This is a genomic window from Streptomyces sp. Sge12 (genome assembly GCF_002080455.1).
GTDB lineage: Bacteria > Actinomycetota > Actinomycetes > Streptomycetales > Streptomycetaceae > Streptomyces.
The window spans coordinates 1,991,158-2,009,224 of record NZ_CP020555.1; the positions used below are offsets into that span (position 1 = coordinate 1,991,158).

The window sequence follows — 18,067 nt, forward strand, 5'->3', positions numbered from 1 at the left end:
CACGTTGCGCTGCTCACACTCCGGCGGCCTCGACCAGCGCGACCGCCACAGCGAGATCTTCCCAGGCCATGCCCACGCTCTTGAAGAGCTGTGGACAACTCTGCCCGCCTCCCGCCGGTATCCGGCCGCCCACCAGGTCGGCGAGGGTGGCGGTGATATGACCGGGCCCGATGGCCCCCTCCGCCTCCGGAACGAGGAGGTCCCCGGCCTCGCGCAGGGCTGCCGCCCGGGACTCCACGTACACCGCCGCCCGTCGCACAAGGGCGGTGTCCGTCTCCCGGGCCGTCGGCTCGTGCGAGCCGACGGCGACGACGGTGGCGCCCGGCCCGACGAGGCGCCCGTCGAAGAGGGGTTCCCGGGCCGTGGTGCAGCAGATCACCAGATCGGCACCGGCCACCTCCTCGGCCGTGCCGGTGCGGGCGGCCGGGCCCAGGGTACGGGCGTGCGCGGCGAGCTCCGCCGCCCTCCCCGGATCCCGGGCGACCACCACCACCTCGGCCAACTCCCGCACGGCGAGCACCGCTTCGAGGTGGCCGTACGCCTGCGGCCCGGACCCGAAGAGCACCATCCGCAACGGGCGCCCGGCGGGGGCCAGGTACCGCAGCGCGAGGGCGGAGACCGCCGGGGTGCGCAGGGTGGTCAGCGCCGCGCCGTCGAGCAGGGCCAGCGGGCGCAGGGTGGGGCCGTCCAGCAGCAGGTAGGAGCCGGTGATCCGGGGCAGTCCGCGGTCCGGGTTCCCGGGCGCGACCCCGGCGATCTTCACCCCGGCGTACGCGCCGGACGCGGCGGGCATCAGCAGCAGTTCACCCCCGCCGGGCACCGCGATCGCCGAGCGCGGCGGGCAGCTCTCCGGGTCGAGGCCGCCGCGCAGGGCGGCGGCCAGGGCGTCGGCGGCCCCGGCCGGGGTGAGCAGCCCGGCCATCCGACCGGCGTCGAGCCGCAGGATGTCCGTCACAGCAGGAAGCCGGTGCCGAGCGCGTCGTGCGGGTCCACCACGAAGGCGTGTTCGCCGGTGCGGTGGGCGGTGCCGGTGACCTCGGTGACCCCGCCCTCCAGCATCCGCCCGGTGAACACGGTGCCGGTGACCGACTCGTGGAGCAGGTCCTCGCCCGGGCCGAGCCGCCCGTCCTCGGCGAGCAGCGCGAGCCGTGCCGAGGTGCCGGAACCGCAGGGCGAGCGGTCGATCTGCCCGTCGGCGAAGACGGTGACGTTGCGCTGGTGCGGCCCGAACGGGGTGTCGGGCAGCTCCTCGTGGAGGATCACCCCGTAGACCCCGGACAGCAGCGGGCCGCCCGGGTGCCAGGTGGCGGGGTGGGTGGCCAGCGCCGCCCGGATCTCCTGCCCGGCCCGCACCAGGGAGGGCAGCGCCGCCCGCGACACGTCCAGGCCGAGGTCGCGCGCGCGGACGGCGGCGTAACAGGCCCCGGCGTGCGCGATGTCCACCTCGGCGAGCCCGAACGAGGTGGCGACGGGCACCTTGCGGGCGCCCACCAGGGCCGGGACGTTGCGGAAGGTGACCCCGGTGGTGCGGCCCGCCGCGCGGTGGACGGTGGCGGTGACCCGTCCCGACGGTACGTCGATGCGCACCGGGGCGTCCCCGTCGTCCGGGGCGGCGACCCTGCCGGTGTCCACGGCCCAGGCCCCGAGGGCCATCGTGCCGTGGCCGCAGGCCGTGGAATAGCCGTCCTTGTGCCAGAACAGCACGCCGAAGTGGGCCCCGTCGTCGTCGGCCGGGACCACGAACCCCCCGTACATCCCGGCGTGTCCGCGCGGCTCCTGCACCAGCAGGCGCCGTACGTCGTCCAGTGCGCCCCGGCGCGGCGCCGTCCCGGATCCGCCGGGGCCGATCACGGTGGCGCAGCGCTCGGCGACGGTGTCCCCGGGGACCGGCGGCATGCCGGTCCCGGCGGAGTCGACGATCCGGAAGGGCTCGCCGGCGGTGTGGTAGTCCACCGTGCGGACGGTGATCACAGCAGGAACCCTCCGGGGAAGGGGTCGGTCGGGTCGAGGAAGTACTGGGCGGTGCCGGTGATCCAGGCCCGCCCGGTGACCGTGGGGACCACGGCCGGCAGGCCGCCGACGGCGGCCTCCCCGACCAGCCGTCCGGTGAACTCGGTGCCGATGAAGGACTCGTTGGCGAAGTCGGCGCCGAGCTCCAGCAGGCCGCGGGCGTGCAGCTGGGCCATCCGCGCGCTGGTCCCCGTACCGCAGGGCGAGCGGTCGAACCAGCCGGGGTGGATGGCCATGGCGTGCCGGGAGCGGTGGGCGTCGGAGCCCGGGGCGGCGAGGTAGACGTGCTTGACCCCGGCGATGGAGGGGTTCTCGGGGTGGACGGGCCGGTCCGGGCCGGCGTTGATCGCGTCCATCACCGCGAGCCCGGCGGCGATCAGGTCGTCCCCCCGGTCGCGGTCGAAGGGCAGGCCCAGGGCGTCGAGTTCGACGAAGGCGTAGAAGTTGCCGCCGTAGGCCAGGTCGTAGGTGATCGAGCCGAAGCCGGGCACGTCGGTCTTGAGGTCGAGGCCGACGCAGAAGGAGGGGACGTTGGTGAGGGTGACGGCGGTGGCCGCCCCGTCCTCGACCCGGACGTCGACGCTCACCAGCCCGGCCGGGGTGTCGAGCCGGACGGTGGTGACCGGCTCGACGACCGGCACCATGCCGGTCTCGACGAGGACGGTGGCGACCCCGATGGTGCCGTGCCCGCACATGGGGAGCAGGCCCGACACCTCGATGTAGAGGACGCCGTAGTCGGCGTCCGGGCGGGTCGGGGGCTGCAGGATCGCGCCGCTCATCGCGGAGTGCCCGCGCGGCTCGTACATGAGCAGGGTCCGGACGTGGTCCATGTGCTCGATGAAGTGGAGCCGCTTCTCGGCCATGGTGGCGCCGGGGACCACCCCGACTCCCCCGGTGATGACCCGGGTCGGCATGCCCTCGGTGTGCGAGTCCACCGCGTGGTAGACGTGGCGCGTACGCATTCCGGATTCCCCCCGGTGACTAGTTGAGGCCCTCGGCGAGGGCCTTCTCGGTGGCGGCGCGGACGGCGGCCTCGGTCTCGCCCGTGAGCGGGAAGCGGGGCGGACGGGTGGCGCCGCCGGGACGCCCGGCCAGGTCCATGGAGAGCTTGATGGCCTGGACGAACTCGGTCTTGGAGTCCCAGCGCAGCAGGGAGTGCAGGGACTTGTAGAGCGGCAGGGCGGTGTCGAGGTCCCCGGCGACGGCGGCCCGGTAGAGGGTGGCGCAGGCGTTCGGCAGGGCGTTGGGGTAGCCGGCGATCCATCCGACGGCGCCCGCGAGGGCGAGTTCGAGGAGGACGTCGTCGGCGCCGATGAGCAGGTCGAGACCGGGGGCCAGCTCGGCGATCTCGTAGGCGCGGCGCACGTCCCCGCTGAACTCCTTGACCGCGACGATGCTGCCGTCGGCGTGCAGCCGGGCGAGCAGGGCCGGGGTCAGGTCGACCTTGGTGTCGATGGGGTTGTTGTACGCGACGACGGGCAGCCCGGCGCGGGCGACCTCGGCGTAGTGGGCGCGTACGGCTTCCTCGTCGGCCCGGAAGGCGTTGGGGGGCAGCAGGAGGACGGAGCCGGCGCCGGCCTCGGCGGCCCCCTCGGCCCAGCGGCGGGCCTCGGCGCTGCCGTAGGCGGCGACGCCGGGCATGACGCGGGCGCCGTCGCCGGCCGCCTCGACGGCGGTCCGCACGACGCGCGCCCGCTCCTCGTCGGTGAGGGTCTGGTACTCCCCGAGGGAGCCGTTGGGGACCACGCCGTCGCAGCCGTTGGCGATCAGCCAGGCCACGTGTTCGGCGTATGCGTCGTAGTCGACGGTGAGGTCCTCGCGCAGCGGGAGCGCGGTGGCGACCATGATGCCGTGCCAGGGGCGGGTGCGGGGCGCGGGGGTGTGCGCGTGGGTCATGTGAGAGCTCCCTAGAGTGGTGTGTGACATTTTATTAGTGGGTGCGGCGCGGCCACAAGGGCCCGCGCGTCCCGATCAGTTCCCGGCGGGCGGAAGTTCGGCGAGCTGGCGCAGCGGTACCGGACAGGACAGCGGACGCCGGTCGGCCGCGGCTTCCTCCCCGGCCAGGGCGGCGACGGCGGGGCCGCACATCCGGCCCTGGCACCAGCCCATGCCGGCCCGGGTGAGGAGCTTGACGGTACGGGCGTCCCGCGCGCCCAGGTCCTCGGCCGCCTCCCGGATCCGCCCGGCCGGCACCTCCTCGCAGCGGCAGACGACCGCGTCGTCCCGGAGCCAGCCGGTCCAGCCCGCGCCGGGGCGGTGCGCGGCGGCCATCGCGTCGGCGAAGGCGCGCAGCCGCGCGCGGCGGCGGGTGAGGCGGGCCCCGGGCAGCGCGCCCGCGACGGAGTGCGCGGCCAGTTCGCCCTCGATCATGGCCAGTTGGGCTCCGCCGATACCGCCGGTCTCGCCCGCCGACCAGATCCCGGGGACGGAGGTCCGCTGCTCGGCGTCGAGTGCGAGGGCGACGGTGCCGTCGGCGCTTCGCACGGTGGCGCAGCCGAGGCCGGTGGCGAGTTCCAGCTGGGGCACCAGCCCGTGGCCGACGGCCAGGGCGTCGCACGGGACCCGGCGGCCGGTGCCGGGCAGCGGACGCCAGTTCCGGTCGAGGCGGGCCACGGTGACGGCCTCGACCCGGTCGGTGCCGTGGGCCTCGGTGACGGCGTGCCGGGTCAGCAGCCGGACGTGGTGGCGGGCCAGCGCCCCGCCGTAGCCGGCCGCCTCGACGAGCTTGCCGGGGTTGCGCAGCAGGGCGGGGACCCGGCCCGCGTACGCGGTGTAGGCGGCGGCCTCCACCACGGCGGGCACGGTCGCTCCGGCGGCGGCCAGCGAGCCGGCCACGGCGAGCAGCAGCGGCCCGCTCCCGGCGACGACCACCCGCTTGCCCGGCAGCACCAGCCCGCTCTTGAGCATGGCCTGTGCCCCGCCGGCCCCGACCACTCCCGGCAGGGTCCAGCCGGGGAAGGGCAGTTGCCGCTCGTAGGCGCCGGTGGCAATGAGCACCGCCCGGGCCGTGACGGCCGCGGCCCGCTCCTCGGGGGCGTGACCCGCGACGGCGTGCAGGATCCACTGCGTGGCGGGCGCGGCATCCCCCCGGCGCGCCCCGGCCGCCTCGTCCGCCTCGCCCGCGTCGGCCGGCACGACCGCCCACACGTGGTGGAGCGGGAGGTACGTGATCCGGCCGGCCGACTCGTGCGCGCGCAGGGCGGCTTCGCGCGTCGCGAAATCGGCCCAGCCGTGGTGGAGCGCCTCGGGGCGGGCCGCGCCCAGTCCCGGGGCGGGGTGGCGGTAGAACTGGCCGCCGGGGCGGTCGCCCGCGTCGAGGAGGGCCACCCGCAGCCCGAGGCCGGCGGCGGTGACGGCGGCGGCCAGTCCGGCCGGGCCGGCGCCGACGATCGCGAGATCGGTCCGGGCCGCCGCGGGCCCGTCCGTGGGCGCGGGCACGGCGGCAGGGCCTGCCGGGCTCTCGGGATGCGCGCGGCCCGCGCGGTCCACGCGGTCCGCGCAGCCGGCGGGTTCAGACGGCCAAGTCGGCACGGCCGGTTCCCTCCTGGGTGGTGACGGTGTCCCCGGGCCGGGCGGGGACCAGGCAGGCCCGCTGGTTCGGGCGGCCGTTGACGGTGACGAGGCAGTCGAAGCAGCTGCCGATCCCGCAGAACGCCCCGCGCGGGGCGCCGCCCTCGCGGGTGGTCCGCCAGGCGAGGACGCCCGCGCCCCAGAGGGCGGCGGCGATGCTCTGACCGGGCAGGGCGGGCAGCTCCCGCCCGTCGAAGGTGATCTCGTACGCGGCCACCGGCGTACCGCCGACCAGCGAGCGGGGGCTGCGGCGCATCAGTGCTGCTCCTCGGGGGTGTCGGCGGCGGCCGGGCCGGCGGCGAAGCGGTCCGGGCGGAACGGGTGGGCGGGGAGCGGCGGTTCGTCCCCCGTCAGGGCGGCGGCGACCAGCAGTCCGGTGGCGGGGGCGAGGCCGATGCCGGCGCCCTCGTGGCCGCAGGCGTGCAGCAGTCCGGGGCGCCGCGGGTCCGGGCCGATCGCCGGGAGGTGGTCGGGCAGGTAGGGGCGGAAGCCGTGGTAGGTGCGCATCACCCGGACGTCCGCCAGGACGGGGAAGAGCGCCGCCGCCTGGGAGGCCAGCCGGCGCAGGGCCTCCGTGGAGAGGGTGCGGTCGAAGCCGACGCGTTCCCGGGTGGCGCCGATCAGGACCGGGCCCGACGGGGTGCCCTCGACGACCGCCGAGGACTGCAGGGCGGCGGAGCCGCTGGCCACGTCCGCGATGTAGTCGGCGGCGTAGACCTTGTGCCGGACCACCCTGGGCAGGGGTTCGGTCACCAGGACGAAGCCGCGGCGCGGGAGAACGGGCAGGGTGACCCCGGCCAGTGAGGCGATGTGGCCGCCCCAGGTGCCGGCCGCGTTCACCACGGCGGGGGCCAGGAGTTCACGGCGGGGCGTGCGCACCCCGCGTACGGCGCCCCGGTCCAGCAGGACCTGCGTCACCTCCTCGCCGAGGTGCAGCCGGGCTCCCGAGGCGGCCAGCAGCCGGGCCGCGGCCTGCGCGGGCTGCACCTGGGCGTCCTGCGGGTAGTGGAAGCCGCCCGCCGAGCCCGGGGCCAGGTGCGGTTCCAGTTCGGGCAGGGCGCCGGCCGCCACTTCGACGGCGTCGACGCCGGCCGCGCGCTGGCCCTCCGCGAAGGTCCGCAGTGCCTTGAAGGTGGTCTCGTCGGGGGCGACGACGAGCCCGCCCTTGGGCTCGTACTCGACCTCCGGCGGGAGGGCGGCGGCGAGTTCGGTCCACAGCCGGGTGGACAGCAGGGCGAGGTCGAGTTCGGGGCCGGCCTCCTTGTCGGAGACGAGCAGGTTGCCTTCGCCGGCGCCGGTGGTGCCGCCCGCGACGGGGCCCCGGTCGACCACGGCCACGGAGAGTCCGGCGCGGGCCGCGTAGTACGCGCAGGCCGCCCCGACGACGCCGGCGCCGATGATCACGACGTCCAGGGAGTGTCTCTTGAGCACGGCAGTAATATGTCACATTCTTTAAGGCCTGCCCAGACGCCCGGACCGGTCCCGCACCCCCCTCGGATGCGGGACCGGTCCGGCGCCGGGCCGGGGTCGGCGGCGGACCGGCGGCGGTCAGCTGCGCAGCGGACCCTCACAGCTGTAACTGGAGGTGCCCGCGACCTTGTTGGACCAGATCTCCACCGCCCCGAAGGAGCAGTTCATGTCGGCGAGGTTGTTGGAGGCCGCGCCCGCCCGGTCGAGGATGAAGTAGTCGACCGTCTCCGACATGTCCTTGAAGACCTGGTCGTTGTTGCGCCAGTTCTTCAGGTTCGCGGTGATCCGGCCGGTACAGGTGAAGCGGCGCTTGCCGGGGTCGCCGTTCTCCACGCAGTCCGGGGTGTTGTACGTGGCTGCGGCGAAGGACGACTTCACCGAGGCGAGCGCCGAGTCGCGCAGCCGGTCGTTCGGGGTGAAGGAGGTGTTCGGCACGAAGAGCTGGTCGACCTTGGCGATCTGCGCGTCCAGGAAGCGGTCGTAGTCGCGCTGGAGGTAGGCGTCGGAGCCCATCCGGTGCCGCCAGGCGTCGTAGGCGACCACGTCGTCGGCCCGCAGGTGCGTGTACATCTCGCGCAGCAGGGTGGGCTTCTCGGTCCACAGGAACTCGAAGAAGGTGCCCGCGTAGCTGTAGAAGCGGAAGCCGTCGCCGTCGTAGGTGGCGTTCAGCAGCTGCTCGACGCTCATGCGCGGGCCGCCGCCGGCCGTGTCGCTGATGATGCTCTTGACCAGGGACTTGCGGACGGCGATGCCGTTGTCGCGGGTGGCGCCGTCGAAGAACTCGGCCGTGCCCTCGTCCATGGCGGTCGTCCGGTCGCCCTCGTACCACTCGCCCTCGCCGAAGAAGCCGGGCACCGCGAAACGGCCGTTGAGGTAGTGCGTGTACTCGTGGCGGAAGAGCTCCTCGAGGGTGAGGGAGGAGTCCTGCGGGACGCGGCGCTGGTAGGTGTAGAAGGTGGCGCCGTTCTCGATGTAGATGCCGCCGTTGTTGGTGTCGTAGCCGGTCAGGATCGGGTGGTAGTTCACGTAGTCGGCGCGGGAGGCGTAGAGCACGATGTTCAGCGTCGTGTTGGGGTCGCCCGCGAGCGGCTGGTCGGTGCCGAGCACGCGGTGGTACTGGGCCTTCACCTGCTTGCTCGCGTAGTACAGCTGGTCGACGGTGGCGCGGTCCAGGGCGGTGCGGACCTTGATGGCGCCGTTGTCGTAGGTGTAGGTGTAGGGGAAGAGCTGCTTCTCGATGTCCTCCTTGCACACCCCGTACTGCTTGCAGGCCTCGTAGACGTTGAGCCAGGAGACGATCTTGGCCCAGGGCTCGCTGCCGTCGCCGAAGGCGGCCCGGACGGGGCCGAGCATCGCGCCGAGGTCGGCGACGACCCGGTCCCGCAGGCCCTCGACCTGGCCGAAGCGGGCGTACTCGCTCAGCGCGTCGCGCACCACCCAGGCGTTGCCGGTGCCCTTGAGGTGCGTGTAGGTGGAGAAGGCCTTGAAGGTGTCGCGGTAGGCGGGGTCGGCGGCCACCGCGGAGTGGAAGGCCGCGTCCTGGTTGCCCGGGTAGACGCCCAGGTAGGAGACGGACAGGGCGGCGAGGGCGGCGCCCGCCCAGCCGGCGTCGAGATGGGTGGCCGGGTGGGCCGGGTCCATGGTGGCCAGGACCTTCTTGATGAGGCCCAGCTGGTGCTGGCGCAGGCCGGGCGCGCTGCCGGCGTAGAGGGCCTCGCGCAGGGTGCGGGCGTTGCTGGGGGTCACGTCGAAGGTGCGGGCGGCGCCCGCGAAGTCGGCGATGGCCCGGCGCATGGCATCGACGGTGGGGGCGTCGGTGACGTCGATCTCGGAGCGCGAGTGGTCGTGGTAGGCGACCGCGTGCAGGTACGTGAACATCTCCTCCAGGTGGGAGGAGTTACGGCCGTCGTGGGCGGCGGCCAGGCTGGATATCCGGCGGGAGACGGCCTGGACGTGCGCGTCGGACATGACCGGGGTCAGGCGGGCGTCCCAGGTCCAGATGAGCCCGCGCAGACAGCCGTCGGCGAGGACGGCCTGGTCGCCGAGGAAGTCGGCGAACTGCTCGGGGGTGAGGCCGGTGATCCCGTCGAGGGTGCAGGGGACGCCCGCGGCGACGCTCTTCGCGGTGGGGGCCGCCTTGGGCGCCTTGCCGCGCTTTTGCAGGTCGTCGGCGGGTGCGGCGGCCGTCGCCGCGCCGGGGACCTGGCCGGTGATGTTCTGCCCGCCCGGGGCCGGGGCGGGCGCCGGGGTGTTGTCCTTCGGGTTGGCCAGGCGGTCGACCTCGTCGAAGGGGTTCCCCGTGGGGCCGGGGGCGGGGGCGGCCGGGGCGGCCTGTGCGCCGGTGAAGGTGGCCGGGGCCGCGGATGCGGCGGCCTGCGTGGCGGCCTGTCCCGCGGTGGCGAGAAGGGTCACGGCCACGGCGGAGGCAAGAAGGGAAGAGCGCACAGCTCTGTGCTTGAGCACCGAGAACTCCTGATGGGGAGAGGTGAGGTGGGGGGTGGTGCGTGAACTGCCCTGCGTCACACGGCGTTTGACGGGGGTTAATGCGCCGCGGTGTGAGCTGTAACATAGTAATGTGAAATTGCACTGACAAGACCTGTGCGCCCACCAGTTCGCTCTTTCTTGAGGGAGTCCTCGTGACCGACGCCCCCGCCGACGCCTCCGCCCCCACCCCCGCCCGGCTCAACACGGGCAGTCACGACCGCCCCGTATCCGCCGAGTTGTCCCGGTACATGGCGCGGCATTGGGCCGCGAGCCCGCTGCCCGACTCCGCCCGTGTCCCCGGCCACGCCGTCACCCCGGCCCGCCGGGCGCGGCTCTCCGCCCGCTTCCCCGGCGAGCGGCTGATCGTCCCGGCCGGTGAGCTGAAGGTCCGCACCAACGACTGCGACCACCGGTTCCGCCCGCACAGCGCGTACGCCTGGCTGACCGGCCTCACCGGCGAGGACCAGGCGGGCCACGTCCTCGTCATGGAGCCCTCGGGCCCGCACGCCCACGAGGCCGTGCTGTACCTGCGGCCGCGCTCGCCGCGCGCGGACGGGGACGGGGAGTTCTACCGGGACCGCCGGTACGGGGAGTTCTGGGTGGGCCGCCGCCCGGACCTGGCGGAGGCCGAACGCCTCACCGGCATCCGCTGCGCCCACCTGGACGGACTCGGCTCACCGGCCGGCCGCAACGCGGCCACCGACCCCGAACTCGCCTCCGCGCTCTCGGAACTGCGCCTGGTGAAGGACGCGTGGGAGGTCGAACAGCTCCAGCTGGCCGTCGACCACACGACGGCGGGCTTCGAGGACGTCGTACGGGCCCTGCCGCGCGCACTGGCGCATCCGCGCGGGGAACGGTGGATCGAGGGGGTCTTCGGCCTGCGCGCCCGGGCCGAGGGCAACGGCACCGGGTACGAGACGATCGCCGCGTCCGGCGCCCACGCCTGCACCCTGCACTGGATCCGCAACGACGGCCGGCTGAACGGGTCGGAACTGCTGCTCCTGGACGCGGGGGTGGAGACGGACACCCTCTACACGGCGGACATCACCCGCACCCTGCCGCTGTCGGGCCGCTTCTCCCCCGTCCAGCGCCAGGTGTACGAGCTGGTCCTGGCCGCCCAGGAGGCCGGCATCGCGGCGCTCCGCCCGGGGGCGAGCTTCGGGGACTTCCACCGGGCGGGCATGCGGGTGATCGCCGAGGGCCTGGCCGAGTGGGGCGTACTGAAGGACGCGGAGGGCGACCTGCACCGGCGGTACACGCTGTGCAGCAGCGGCCACATGCTGGGACTGGACGTGCACGACTGCGCGAAGGCGCGTGCGGAGACCTACCTGGACGGCGTCCTGGAGGAGGGCCAGGTCCTGACGGTGGAACCGGGCCTCTACCTCCAGCCCGACGACGAGACGCTCCCCGCGGAGCTGCGCGGCATCGGCGTCCGCATCGAGGACGACCTGGTCATCACTGCGGACGGCGCCCGCCTGATGTCGGGTGCGCTGCCGCGCACGGTCGCCGGCATCGAGGAGTGGATGGGCCGGCTGCTGGAGCGCTGAGCCCCTCCCCCGCCGGCGTGATCGGCCCGGCACCCCGGCCTACGGGGTGCCGGGCAGCCGGACCGTGACGAGGAGGCCGCCGGCGGGGCGGGCGGCGAGCTCGAGGGTCCCGTCGTGGGCGCGGACGATGCTGTCCACGATGGCCAGCCCGAGGCCGACGCCGGCGTGCTCGTCGGTGCGTACGCGTTCCGTTCCGCGCCGGAAGGGCTCGGTGAGGGTCGCCACCAGGTCCGGTGGGAGCGGGCGGCCCGTGTTCTCGACCCGCAGCACGCTCGTGTCCGCGGACGCCTCGGTGTGGACCGAGACCGTGCCGCCGGCGGGGAGGTTGTGGACGACGGCGTTCTGGACGAGGTTCGTCACCATCCGCAGCAGGAGCTCCGCGGAGCCGCCGGTCCGGGCCGTCCCGCCGGTGACGTCGAGCGTGATCCCGCGCTGCTCGGCGAGGGGGAGCAGCGTTTCGGCGACTTCTTCGGCGACGAGCGAGAGGTCGACGCTCTCGGGGCGGAAGTCTCCGCGGTCGCCGCGGCTGAGCAGCAGCAGGGCCTCGGTGAGGTCGATCGCCCGCGTGTTGACGGCCTGCAGCCGTTCGATGAGCTCGCCCCGGTCCCGCGTGGGGTCCTTGCCGGCGACGTCGAGGAGCGTGCGCGAGATGGCCAGCGGGGTGCGCAGTTCGTGGGAGGCGTTCGCGGCGAACCTCTGCTGCTCGGCGACGTGGGACTCCAGTTGCCGGAGCATCGAGTCGAAGGCGTCGGAGAGTTCACGGAACTCGTCCCGGCGGCCCTTCATGCGGATCCGGTGGGACAGCGAGCCGGCGCCGGCCTTGCGGGCCGCGTCCGTGATCCGTGCGAGCGGTGCCAGCATCCGGCCGGCGAGGATCCATCCCCCCACGAGGCCGAACACGAGCAGGAAGGCCATCGCCACGGCCGCGGCGGGGGCGAAGGTGCGTACCAGGAGGTAGCGGTTGGGTGAGATCCCGAGCAGCCCCTGGGAGTTGTCGGGTACGTAGCGCAGCAGGAACACCCACACCACGGCCAGCAGGAGGGCGCCTGCGACCGCGAGGAACCCGGCGTAGCTGAGGGTGAGTTTCAGCCGGGCGCTCGGCCCCGGGCTCCTACGCATGCGCCGGGCCGGTGGGGTCCGCGGCGGTGGTGTCCGTGGCGGTCGGGGCCGTGGCGGTGTCGATCCGGTAGCCGACGCCGGGCACCGTGGCGATGATCCATGGTTCGCCGAGCCGTTTGCGCAGGGCGGAAACGGTGATGCGCACGGCGTTGGTGAGGGGGTCGGCGTTCTCGTCCCAGGCCCGTTCCAGCAGTTCCTCGGCGCTGACGACCCCGCCCTCGGCAGCGACCAGTACCTCCAGCACGGCGAACTGTTTGCGGGTGAGCGCGACGTAGCGTCCGTCGCGGAAGACCTCCCGGCGGAAGGGGTCGAGCCGCAGTCCCGCGATCTCGCGGACCGGGGGCCGGGCGTAGGCGCGTCTGCGGTCGAGCGCCCTCAGCCGCAGGACCAGCTCCCGCAGCTCGAACGGCTTGGTGAGGTAGTCGTCGGCGCCGAGCCCGAATCCGGAGGCCTTGTCGTCGATCCGGTCGGCGGCGGTGAGCATGAGGATCGGGATACCGCTGCCGGAGGCCACGATGCGCCGGGCGACCTCGTCGCCGGACGGGCCGGGGATGTCGCGGTCGAGGACCGCGAGGTCGTACGAGTTGACGCTGAGCAGTTCCAGGGCCGCGTCGCCGTCGCCCGCGATGTCGGCGGCGATCGCCTCCAGCCGCAGACCGTCACGGACGGCCTCGGCCAGGTAGGGCTCGTCCTCCACGATCAGTACGCGCATGTCCGCAGCCTAAGCAGCACGGCCGGCGGCCGACGCATGCGGGGACGCGGACACTCCGGATGCACCGGACCCGCCGGACACGCCGGACATACCGCTCGGGTCCTGCGCCGTGGTGCGCCACCAGCGGCGCGACGCCAGCCCGGCCAGGACGGCGCCCGCGGCGTTGACGAGCACGTCGTCCACCGACGACACCCGGTCCAGCTGCAGGACGTACTGGGCGGTTTCGATCAGGGCCGAGCTGCCCGCCCCGAGCGCCAGGATCCGCGGTACGGACGCCAGGGCCGCGAACCGCATCGGGGCGAAGAACCCCAGCGCCGCGAGGACCAGCAGATTGCCGCCGATGCCGAGCGGCCCCATCGTCGCCAGGTCCCGCAGCGGCACCAGGCTCACCCGGGCGGGCACGATGCCGGCCCCGCCGCCCGGCGTCATGGTCATCCACACGAACGGCACCGTCCCGTGAACCATGCCCACCTCGGCCAGCGACATCCGCCACGCCGACGTGCCCGCGACGGCCCGGCGGCGGCGGGCCAGTACCCACGCCACCAGCACGGCCACCGGCAGCGTGACCAGCGTCATGAGCACCACACCGTTGAAGGTGTCGAGGCAGCCGTGCCAGCGCCCGGCCATGCACGCCGGAGCGGACATCATGAGCGGCCGCCGCAGCACGAACAGGGCGCTCGCCGCCGCCAGGAGCGCCAGGCCGAGGAGCAGGATCCTGCCCGCGCGGCGGGGCGGCGGCGAGGGGAATGCAGTGTGGTTCATGCCCCCATGGGAAACGCGGGCCCGTTGCGGGGGCGTATGCGGTTTTCGATACGCCCGCAATACACGGCGACCGTCCGGTCCGCCCCGTCCGCCCGGGCCGGCCCGTCCGCCACCTACCGTACGCGCCACGGCAGATGGGCCGCCGCGTGTGGGCAGCGGCGGGGTGGCCGGGCGGTGTTCGGGCGGGGTCAGGGGAGGACCGCGGTGCCGTCCAGTTCGACCAGGGCCTGGTCGTCCCAGAGGCGGACCACGCCGATGACGGCCATCGCCGGGTAGTCGCGGCCCGCGACCCGCCGCCAGATGCGGCCCAGTTCGGCCGCGTGGGTGCGGTACGCCGCCACGTCCACCGCGTACACCGTGACCCGGGCCAGGTCCGCCGGGGTGCCGCCCGCCGCGGCCAGGGCCGTCAGCAGGTTGGTGAGGGCGATCTCGAACTGCTCCGGCAGGCCCTGGCCGACCACCTTGCCCGCGCCGTCCAGTGCGGTCTGGCCCGCCAGGAAGACCAGCCGGGTGCCGGTGGCCGCGACCGCGTGCGAGAAGCCCGTCGCGGGCGACAGCTCCGCCGGGTTGATCCGGTCCAGGCTCATCGCGCCGCCACCGCCCCGTACAGCTCCTTCGCGATGATGGTGCGCTGCACCTCGCTGGCCCCCTCGTAGATCCGTGGTGCCCGTACCTCCCGGTAGAGGTGCTCGAGCAGGTGGCCGCGCTGGAGGGCGACCGCGCCGTGGAGTTGGACCGCGTGGTCCACCACGTACTGGGCCGTCTCCGTGGCCAGCAGTTTCGCCATGGCCGCCCGGCGCGGGACGTCCCCCGCCCCGCGGTCGTAGGCCCCGGCCGCCGCGTAGACCAGCAGCCGGGCCGCCTCCGTGCGGGTGGCCATCTCGGCCACCCGGTGCGCCACGGCCTGGAGGTCGCTCAGCGTTCCGCCGAAGGCGGTCCGGTCCGCCGTGTACGCGAGCGTCGCGTCCAGCGCGGCCCGGGCCATGCCCACCGCGAAGGCGCCGACGCTCGGCCGGAAGAGGTTCAGCGTGTCCATCGCAACGCGGAAGCCCCGCCCCGGCTCGCCCAGCAGGTCCCGCGGGCCGACCGGCACCCCGTCGAAGGCGAGGGAGCCGATGGGGTGCGGGGAGAGCATGTCCAGGGCCGCGCCGGACAGTCCCGGGCGGTCCGCCGGGACCAGGAAGGCCGAGATCCCCTTCGCGCCCGGCCCCTCGCCCGTTCGGGCGAACACCGTGTAGAAATCCGCCTCGGGGGCGTTGGAGATCCAGCACTTCTCACCGTTGAGCCGCCAACCGCCCCCGCCCGCAGCCCCGCCCCCCGGGTCCGGCGTCGCCGCCAGCGCCAGCGCCGCCGCGTCCGAGCCGGCCCCCGGCTCGCTCAGCGCGAAGGCCGCCACCGCCCGCCCGGCCCGTACCTGCGGCAGCCACCGTTCCCGCTGCGCCTCGCTGCCCGCCCGCAGGACCGGGTGGGCGCCCAGCCCCTGCAGGGCGAGCGCCGTCTCCGCCTCCGTGCAACCGTAGGCGAGGGACTCCCGCAACAGGCACAGGTCCAGCGCGCCCGAGGCGAACACCCGCTCCAGCAGGCCCAGCTCACCCAGCGCCGCGAGCAGCGGCCGGTTGACCCGCCCCGGTTCCCCCTTCTCGGCCAGCGGCCTCAGCCGCTCCACCGCCAGTGCGCGCAACTGCCCGCACCACTCCTCCTGGTCCACCCCGAGCGCGAATCCGGTCATCCGAACATCCCCGCATCTATCGCGTCCTGTTGACTGCCGTCACCATCACGATACGCTCCTGGAAGGACCTTCCAGCGGTGGCTGGGGGAACTACCGCACGGCCGGCTCCACCCCACCCCGGACCGCTGCAAGGGGGCCACCCGCCTTGGACCTCAAGCCTTCCGCTCACACCGACACCTTCGCCCGCGACCATCTGCCACCCGCGGACACCTGGCCGGAGCTCGTCTTCGATCTGCCCGAACTGGCCTACCCGGACCGCCTGAACTGCGGGGCCGAGCTGCTGGACGCCACCATCGAGCGGTTCGGTCCCGCGGGCGCCGACCGCCCGGCCTTCCGCAGCGGGTCGGGCGAGGTGTGGACGTACGGCGGGCTGCGCGAGCGCGTGGACCGCCTCGCCCACACCCTCACCGCCGACCTCGGCGTGGTCCCCGGCAACCGGGTGCTGCTGCGCGGGCCCACCGGCCCCTGGCTCGCGGCCTGCTGGCTCGCGGTGATGAAGGCGGGCGCGGTGGCGGTCACCGTACTGCCCCAGCAGCGCGCGCAGGAGCTGGCCACGGTGTGCGCGATGGCCCGGGTGGGGCACGCGCTGTGCCACGCCGACGTACTGGACGACCTGGTCAAGGCGGAGGTGCCGGGGCTGCGGATCACCGTGTACGGGGGCAGCTCCCCGGACGATCTGCTCCGGCTGGCCGAGAGACATCCGCAGCCGTTCCCGGCCGCCCCGACCTCCGCGGACGACGTCGCCCTGATCGCCTTCACCTCCGGGACCACCGGACGGCCCAAGGGCTGCATGCACTTCCACCGGGACCTGCTCGCCGTCGCCGACACCTTCTCCCGCACCGTGCTGCGGCCCCGCCCGGACGACGTCTTCGCGGGCAGCCCGCCGCTCGGGTTCACCTTCGGCCTGGGCGGGCTGGTCGTCTTCCCGCTGCGGGCCGGGGCCTCGGCACTGCTGCTGGAGGAGGCGGTCCCGCGCCGGCTGCTGCCCGCGCTCGCGGAGCACCGGGTGACGGTGCTGTTCACCGCGCCCACCGCCTACCGCACGATGCTGGACGCCCTGGGCCCGTACGACGTGGGCATGTACGACCTGTCGGCGCTGCGGCGCTGCGTCTCGGCCGGCGAGAACCTGCCCGCCGCCACCTGGCAGGCCTGGTACGAGCGCACCGGGCTGCGCATCATCAACGGCATCGGGGCGACCGAGCTGCTGCACATCTTCATCTCCGCCGCCGACGAGGACATCCGGCCCGGTACGACGGGCCGGGTGGTCCCGGGCTGGGAGGCCAGGGTGGTGGACCGGGCCGGCCGGCCGGTCCCGGACAACGAGCCGGGGCTGCTGGCCGTGCGCGGCCCGGTGGGCTGCCGCTACCTGGCCGATCCGCGGCAGCGGGAGTACGTACAGGACGGGTGGAACCTGACCGGTGACACGTACGTACGCGATCCGGAGGGCTACTTCCGCTACGTCGCCCGGGCCGACGACATGATCATCTCCGCGGGCTACAACATCGCGGGCCCCGAGGTGGAGGAGGCCCTGCTGCGCCACCCGGACGTGGCGGAGGCGGCCGTGGTGGGCCTCCCGGACGAACGGCGCGGGCAGATCGTGGTGGCGTACGCCGTGGCACGCGACGGTGCGGTGCTGACGGACGAGATCCTGCGCACCTTCATGCGGGCGGAGCTGGCCCCGCACAAGTGCCCCCGGTCCTTCGTCCTCCTGCCCGCGCTCCCCCGCACCGCGACGGGCAAACTGCAGCGCTTCCGGCTGCGCGATCCCGGCGCCCGGCAAGATCCGCAAGAGACGGCCTAGAGTGAACCCGTGGTCGAGCAGCACACCCCGCGATCCCTGATCGTCACGTTCTACGGAGCCTACGGGCGGGCCTTCGAGGGCCCGGTCCCGGTGTCCGCGCTGATCCGCCTGCTGGGCGCGGCCGGCGTGGACGCCCCGTCGGTCCGCTCGTCGGTGTCCCGGCTGAAGCGGCGCGGCTTCCTGGTGCCCGGCCGCGCGGCGGACGGCTCCGCGGCGTACGGGCTCTCCGAGGAGGCGCGGCAGCTGCTGGACGACGGTGACCGGCGGATCTACGGCAGCCCGCAGCTGTCGGAGGAGTGGCTGGTGGCGGTGTTCTCCGTCCCGGAGCAGGAGCGCAGCAAACGGCATCTGCTGCGCTCGCGGCTGGGCCGGCTCGGCTTCGGCGCGGTGGCACCGGGCGTGTGGATCGCCCCGGCCCGGCTGTACCAGGAGACCGTGCACACCCTGGAGCGGCTGCACCTGACCCCGTACGTGGAGCTGTTCCGCGGGGCCCACCTCGGTTTCGCCCCGACCCCCGAGGCGGTGGCCCGCTGGTGGGACCTGGCGGCCCTGGCCAAGCAGCACGAGGAGTTCCTCGACGCGCACGAACCGGTCCTGCGCGCCCTGCAGTCGGGCCCGGAGCCGAGCCCGGAGGAGGCCTACCGCGGCTACCTGCTCGCGCTGGACACCTGGCGCCGGCTGCCGTACGCCGACCCTGGCCTGCCGCGCAAGCTGCTCCCGGCGGGCTGGCCGGGCGACCGGGCGGCGGCCGTCTTCTCCGAGCTGCACGAGCGGCTGCGCCGGAACGGGGCCCTGTTCGCGCGACCGTGACCGGCCGGCGGACGGCCCGGCCGCCGGGCGGGCGGTGGAAAACGGGGTGCGGG

At 74.5% G+C, this 18,067-nt stretch carries 16 protein-coding genes; 3 read left to right on the forward strand and 13 right to left on the reverse strand.

Annotated elements, in window-relative coordinates; translation table 11 throughout:
• Window positions 1-13: 13 nt before the first annotated feature.
• The 8 genes from B6R96_RS08800 to B6R96_RS08835 all read right to left on the reverse strand — a co-directional run bounded on the left by B6R96_RS08800 (window position 14) and on the right by B6R96_RS08835 (window position 9,513).
• Window positions 14-922 carry an ornithine cyclodeaminase family protein gene (locus B6R96_RS08800; protein WP_081525035.1) on the reverse strand — a complete coding sequence of 303 codons (909 nt, stop codon included), beginning with the start codon at window positions 920-922 and terminating at the stop codon, window positions 14-16.
• A 29-nt stretch (window positions 923-951) separates the two neighbouring features.
• Window positions 952-1,971 carry a proline racemase family protein gene (locus B6R96_RS08805; protein ID WP_237291381.1) on the reverse strand — a complete coding sequence of 340 codons (1,020 nt, stop codon included), beginning with the start codon at window positions 1,969-1,971 and terminating at the stop codon, window positions 952-954.
• Window positions 1,968-2,972, reverse strand: a complete 1,005-nt coding sequence (locus B6R96_RS08810; protein WP_081522175.1) for a proline racemase family protein — start codon at window positions 2,970-2,972, stop codon at window positions 1,968-1,970. The genes B6R96_RS08805 and B6R96_RS08810 overlap by 4 nt, the downstream gene beginning before the upstream one ends.
• Window positions 2,973-2,991: 19 nt before the next feature.
• Window positions 2,992-3,906 (reverse strand): dihydrodipicolinate synthase family protein, encoded by a 915-nt coding sequence (locus B6R96_RS08815; protein ID WP_081522176.1) that lies wholly within the window; start codon window positions 3,904-3,906, stop codon window positions 2,992-2,994.
• Between the two features lie 75 nt (window positions 3,907-3,981).
• Window positions 3,982-5,448 (reverse strand): FAD/NAD(P)-dependent oxidoreductase, encoded by a 1,467-nt coding sequence (locus tag B6R96_RS08820; RefSeq protein WP_081525036.1) that lies wholly within the window; start codon window positions 5,446-5,448, stop codon window positions 3,982-3,984.
• A 73-nt stretch (window positions 5,449-5,521) separates the two neighbouring features.
• Window positions 5,522-5,836 carry a (2Fe-2S)-binding protein gene (locus B6R96_RS08825; protein WP_030386123.1) on the reverse strand — a complete coding sequence of 105 codons (315 nt, stop codon included), beginning with the start codon at window positions 5,834-5,836 and terminating at the stop codon, window positions 5,522-5,524.
• Window positions 5,836-7,011 (reverse strand): NAD(P)/FAD-dependent oxidoreductase, encoded by a 1,176-nt coding sequence (locus B6R96_RS08830; protein ID WP_053703516.1) that lies wholly within the window; start codon window positions 7,009-7,011, stop codon window positions 5,836-5,838. Before B6R96_RS08830 ends, B6R96_RS08825 begins: the two co-directional genes overlap by 1 nt.
• A gap of 117 nt (window positions 7,012-7,128) precedes the next feature.
• A complete protein-coding gene (locus B6R96_RS08835) occupies window positions 7,129-9,513 on the reverse strand; it encodes a collagenase (protein ID WP_081522177.1) in 2,385 nt (794 codons plus the stop codon).
• A 173-nt stretch (window positions 9,514-9,686) separates the two neighbouring features.
• Here B6R96_RS08835 and B6R96_RS08840 point away from each other — a divergent pair, with 173 nt between their 5' ends.
• Window positions 9,687-11,081 (forward strand): aminopeptidase P family protein, encoded by a 1,395-nt coding sequence (locus B6R96_RS08840; RefSeq protein ID WP_081522178.1) that lies wholly within the window; start codon window positions 9,687-9,689, stop codon window positions 11,079-11,081.
• A gap of 39 nt (window positions 11,082-11,120) precedes the next feature.
• On the opposite strand, the gene B6R96_RS08845 is transcribed toward B6R96_RS08840, so the two are convergent.
• From B6R96_RS08845 to B6R96_RS08865, 5 genes are all read right to left on the reverse strand, one after another.
• Window positions 11,121-12,200 carry a sensor histidine kinase gene (locus B6R96_RS08845; protein WP_081522179.1) on the reverse strand — a complete coding sequence of 360 codons (1,080 nt, stop codon included), beginning with the start codon at window positions 12,198-12,200 and terminating at the stop codon, window positions 11,121-11,123.
• Window positions 12,193-12,912: a response regulator transcription factor gene (locus tag B6R96_RS08850; protein ID WP_081522180.1), complete on the reverse strand. Its 720-nt coding sequence runs from the start codon at window positions 12,910-12,912 to the stop codon at window positions 12,193-12,195. Before B6R96_RS08850 ends, B6R96_RS08845 begins: the two co-directional genes overlap by 8 nt.
• A gap of 9 nt (window positions 12,913-12,921) precedes the next feature.
• Entirely contained in the window at window positions 12,922-13,674 is a 753-nt protein-coding gene (locus B6R96_RS08855) for a VanZ family protein (RefSeq protein ID WP_081522181.1), read from the reverse strand.
• A gap of 188 nt (window positions 13,675-13,862) precedes the next feature.
• Window positions 13,863-14,261, reverse strand: a complete 399-nt coding sequence (locus B6R96_RS08860; RefSeq protein ID WP_030386130.1) for a RidA family protein — start codon at window positions 14,259-14,261, stop codon at window positions 13,863-13,865.
• A complete protein-coding gene (locus B6R96_RS08865) occupies window positions 14,258-15,403 on the reverse strand; it encodes an acyl-CoA dehydrogenase family protein (RefSeq protein ID WP_081522182.1) in 1,146 nt (381 codons plus the stop codon). The genes B6R96_RS08860 and B6R96_RS08865 overlap by 4 nt, the downstream gene beginning before the upstream one ends.
• A gap of 145 nt (window positions 15,404-15,548) precedes the next feature.
• On the opposite strand from B6R96_RS08865, the gene B6R96_RS08870 reads away from it, so the two are divergent.
• Together B6R96_RS08870 and B6R96_RS08875 are read left to right on the forward strand one after the other, a co-directional pair.
• Window positions 15,549-17,204: an AMP-binding protein gene (locus B6R96_RS08870; protein WP_053177320.1), complete on the forward strand. Its 1,656-nt coding sequence runs from the start codon at window positions 15,549-15,551 to the stop codon at window positions 17,202-17,204.
• Window positions 17,205-17,213: 9 nt separating this feature from the next.
• Window positions 17,214-18,014 (forward strand): PaaX family transcriptional regulator, encoded by an 801-nt coding sequence (locus tag B6R96_RS08875; RefSeq protein ID WP_030386133.1) that lies wholly within the window; start codon window positions 17,214-17,216, stop codon window positions 18,012-18,014.
• Window positions 18,015-18,067 lie beyond the last annotated feature (53 nt).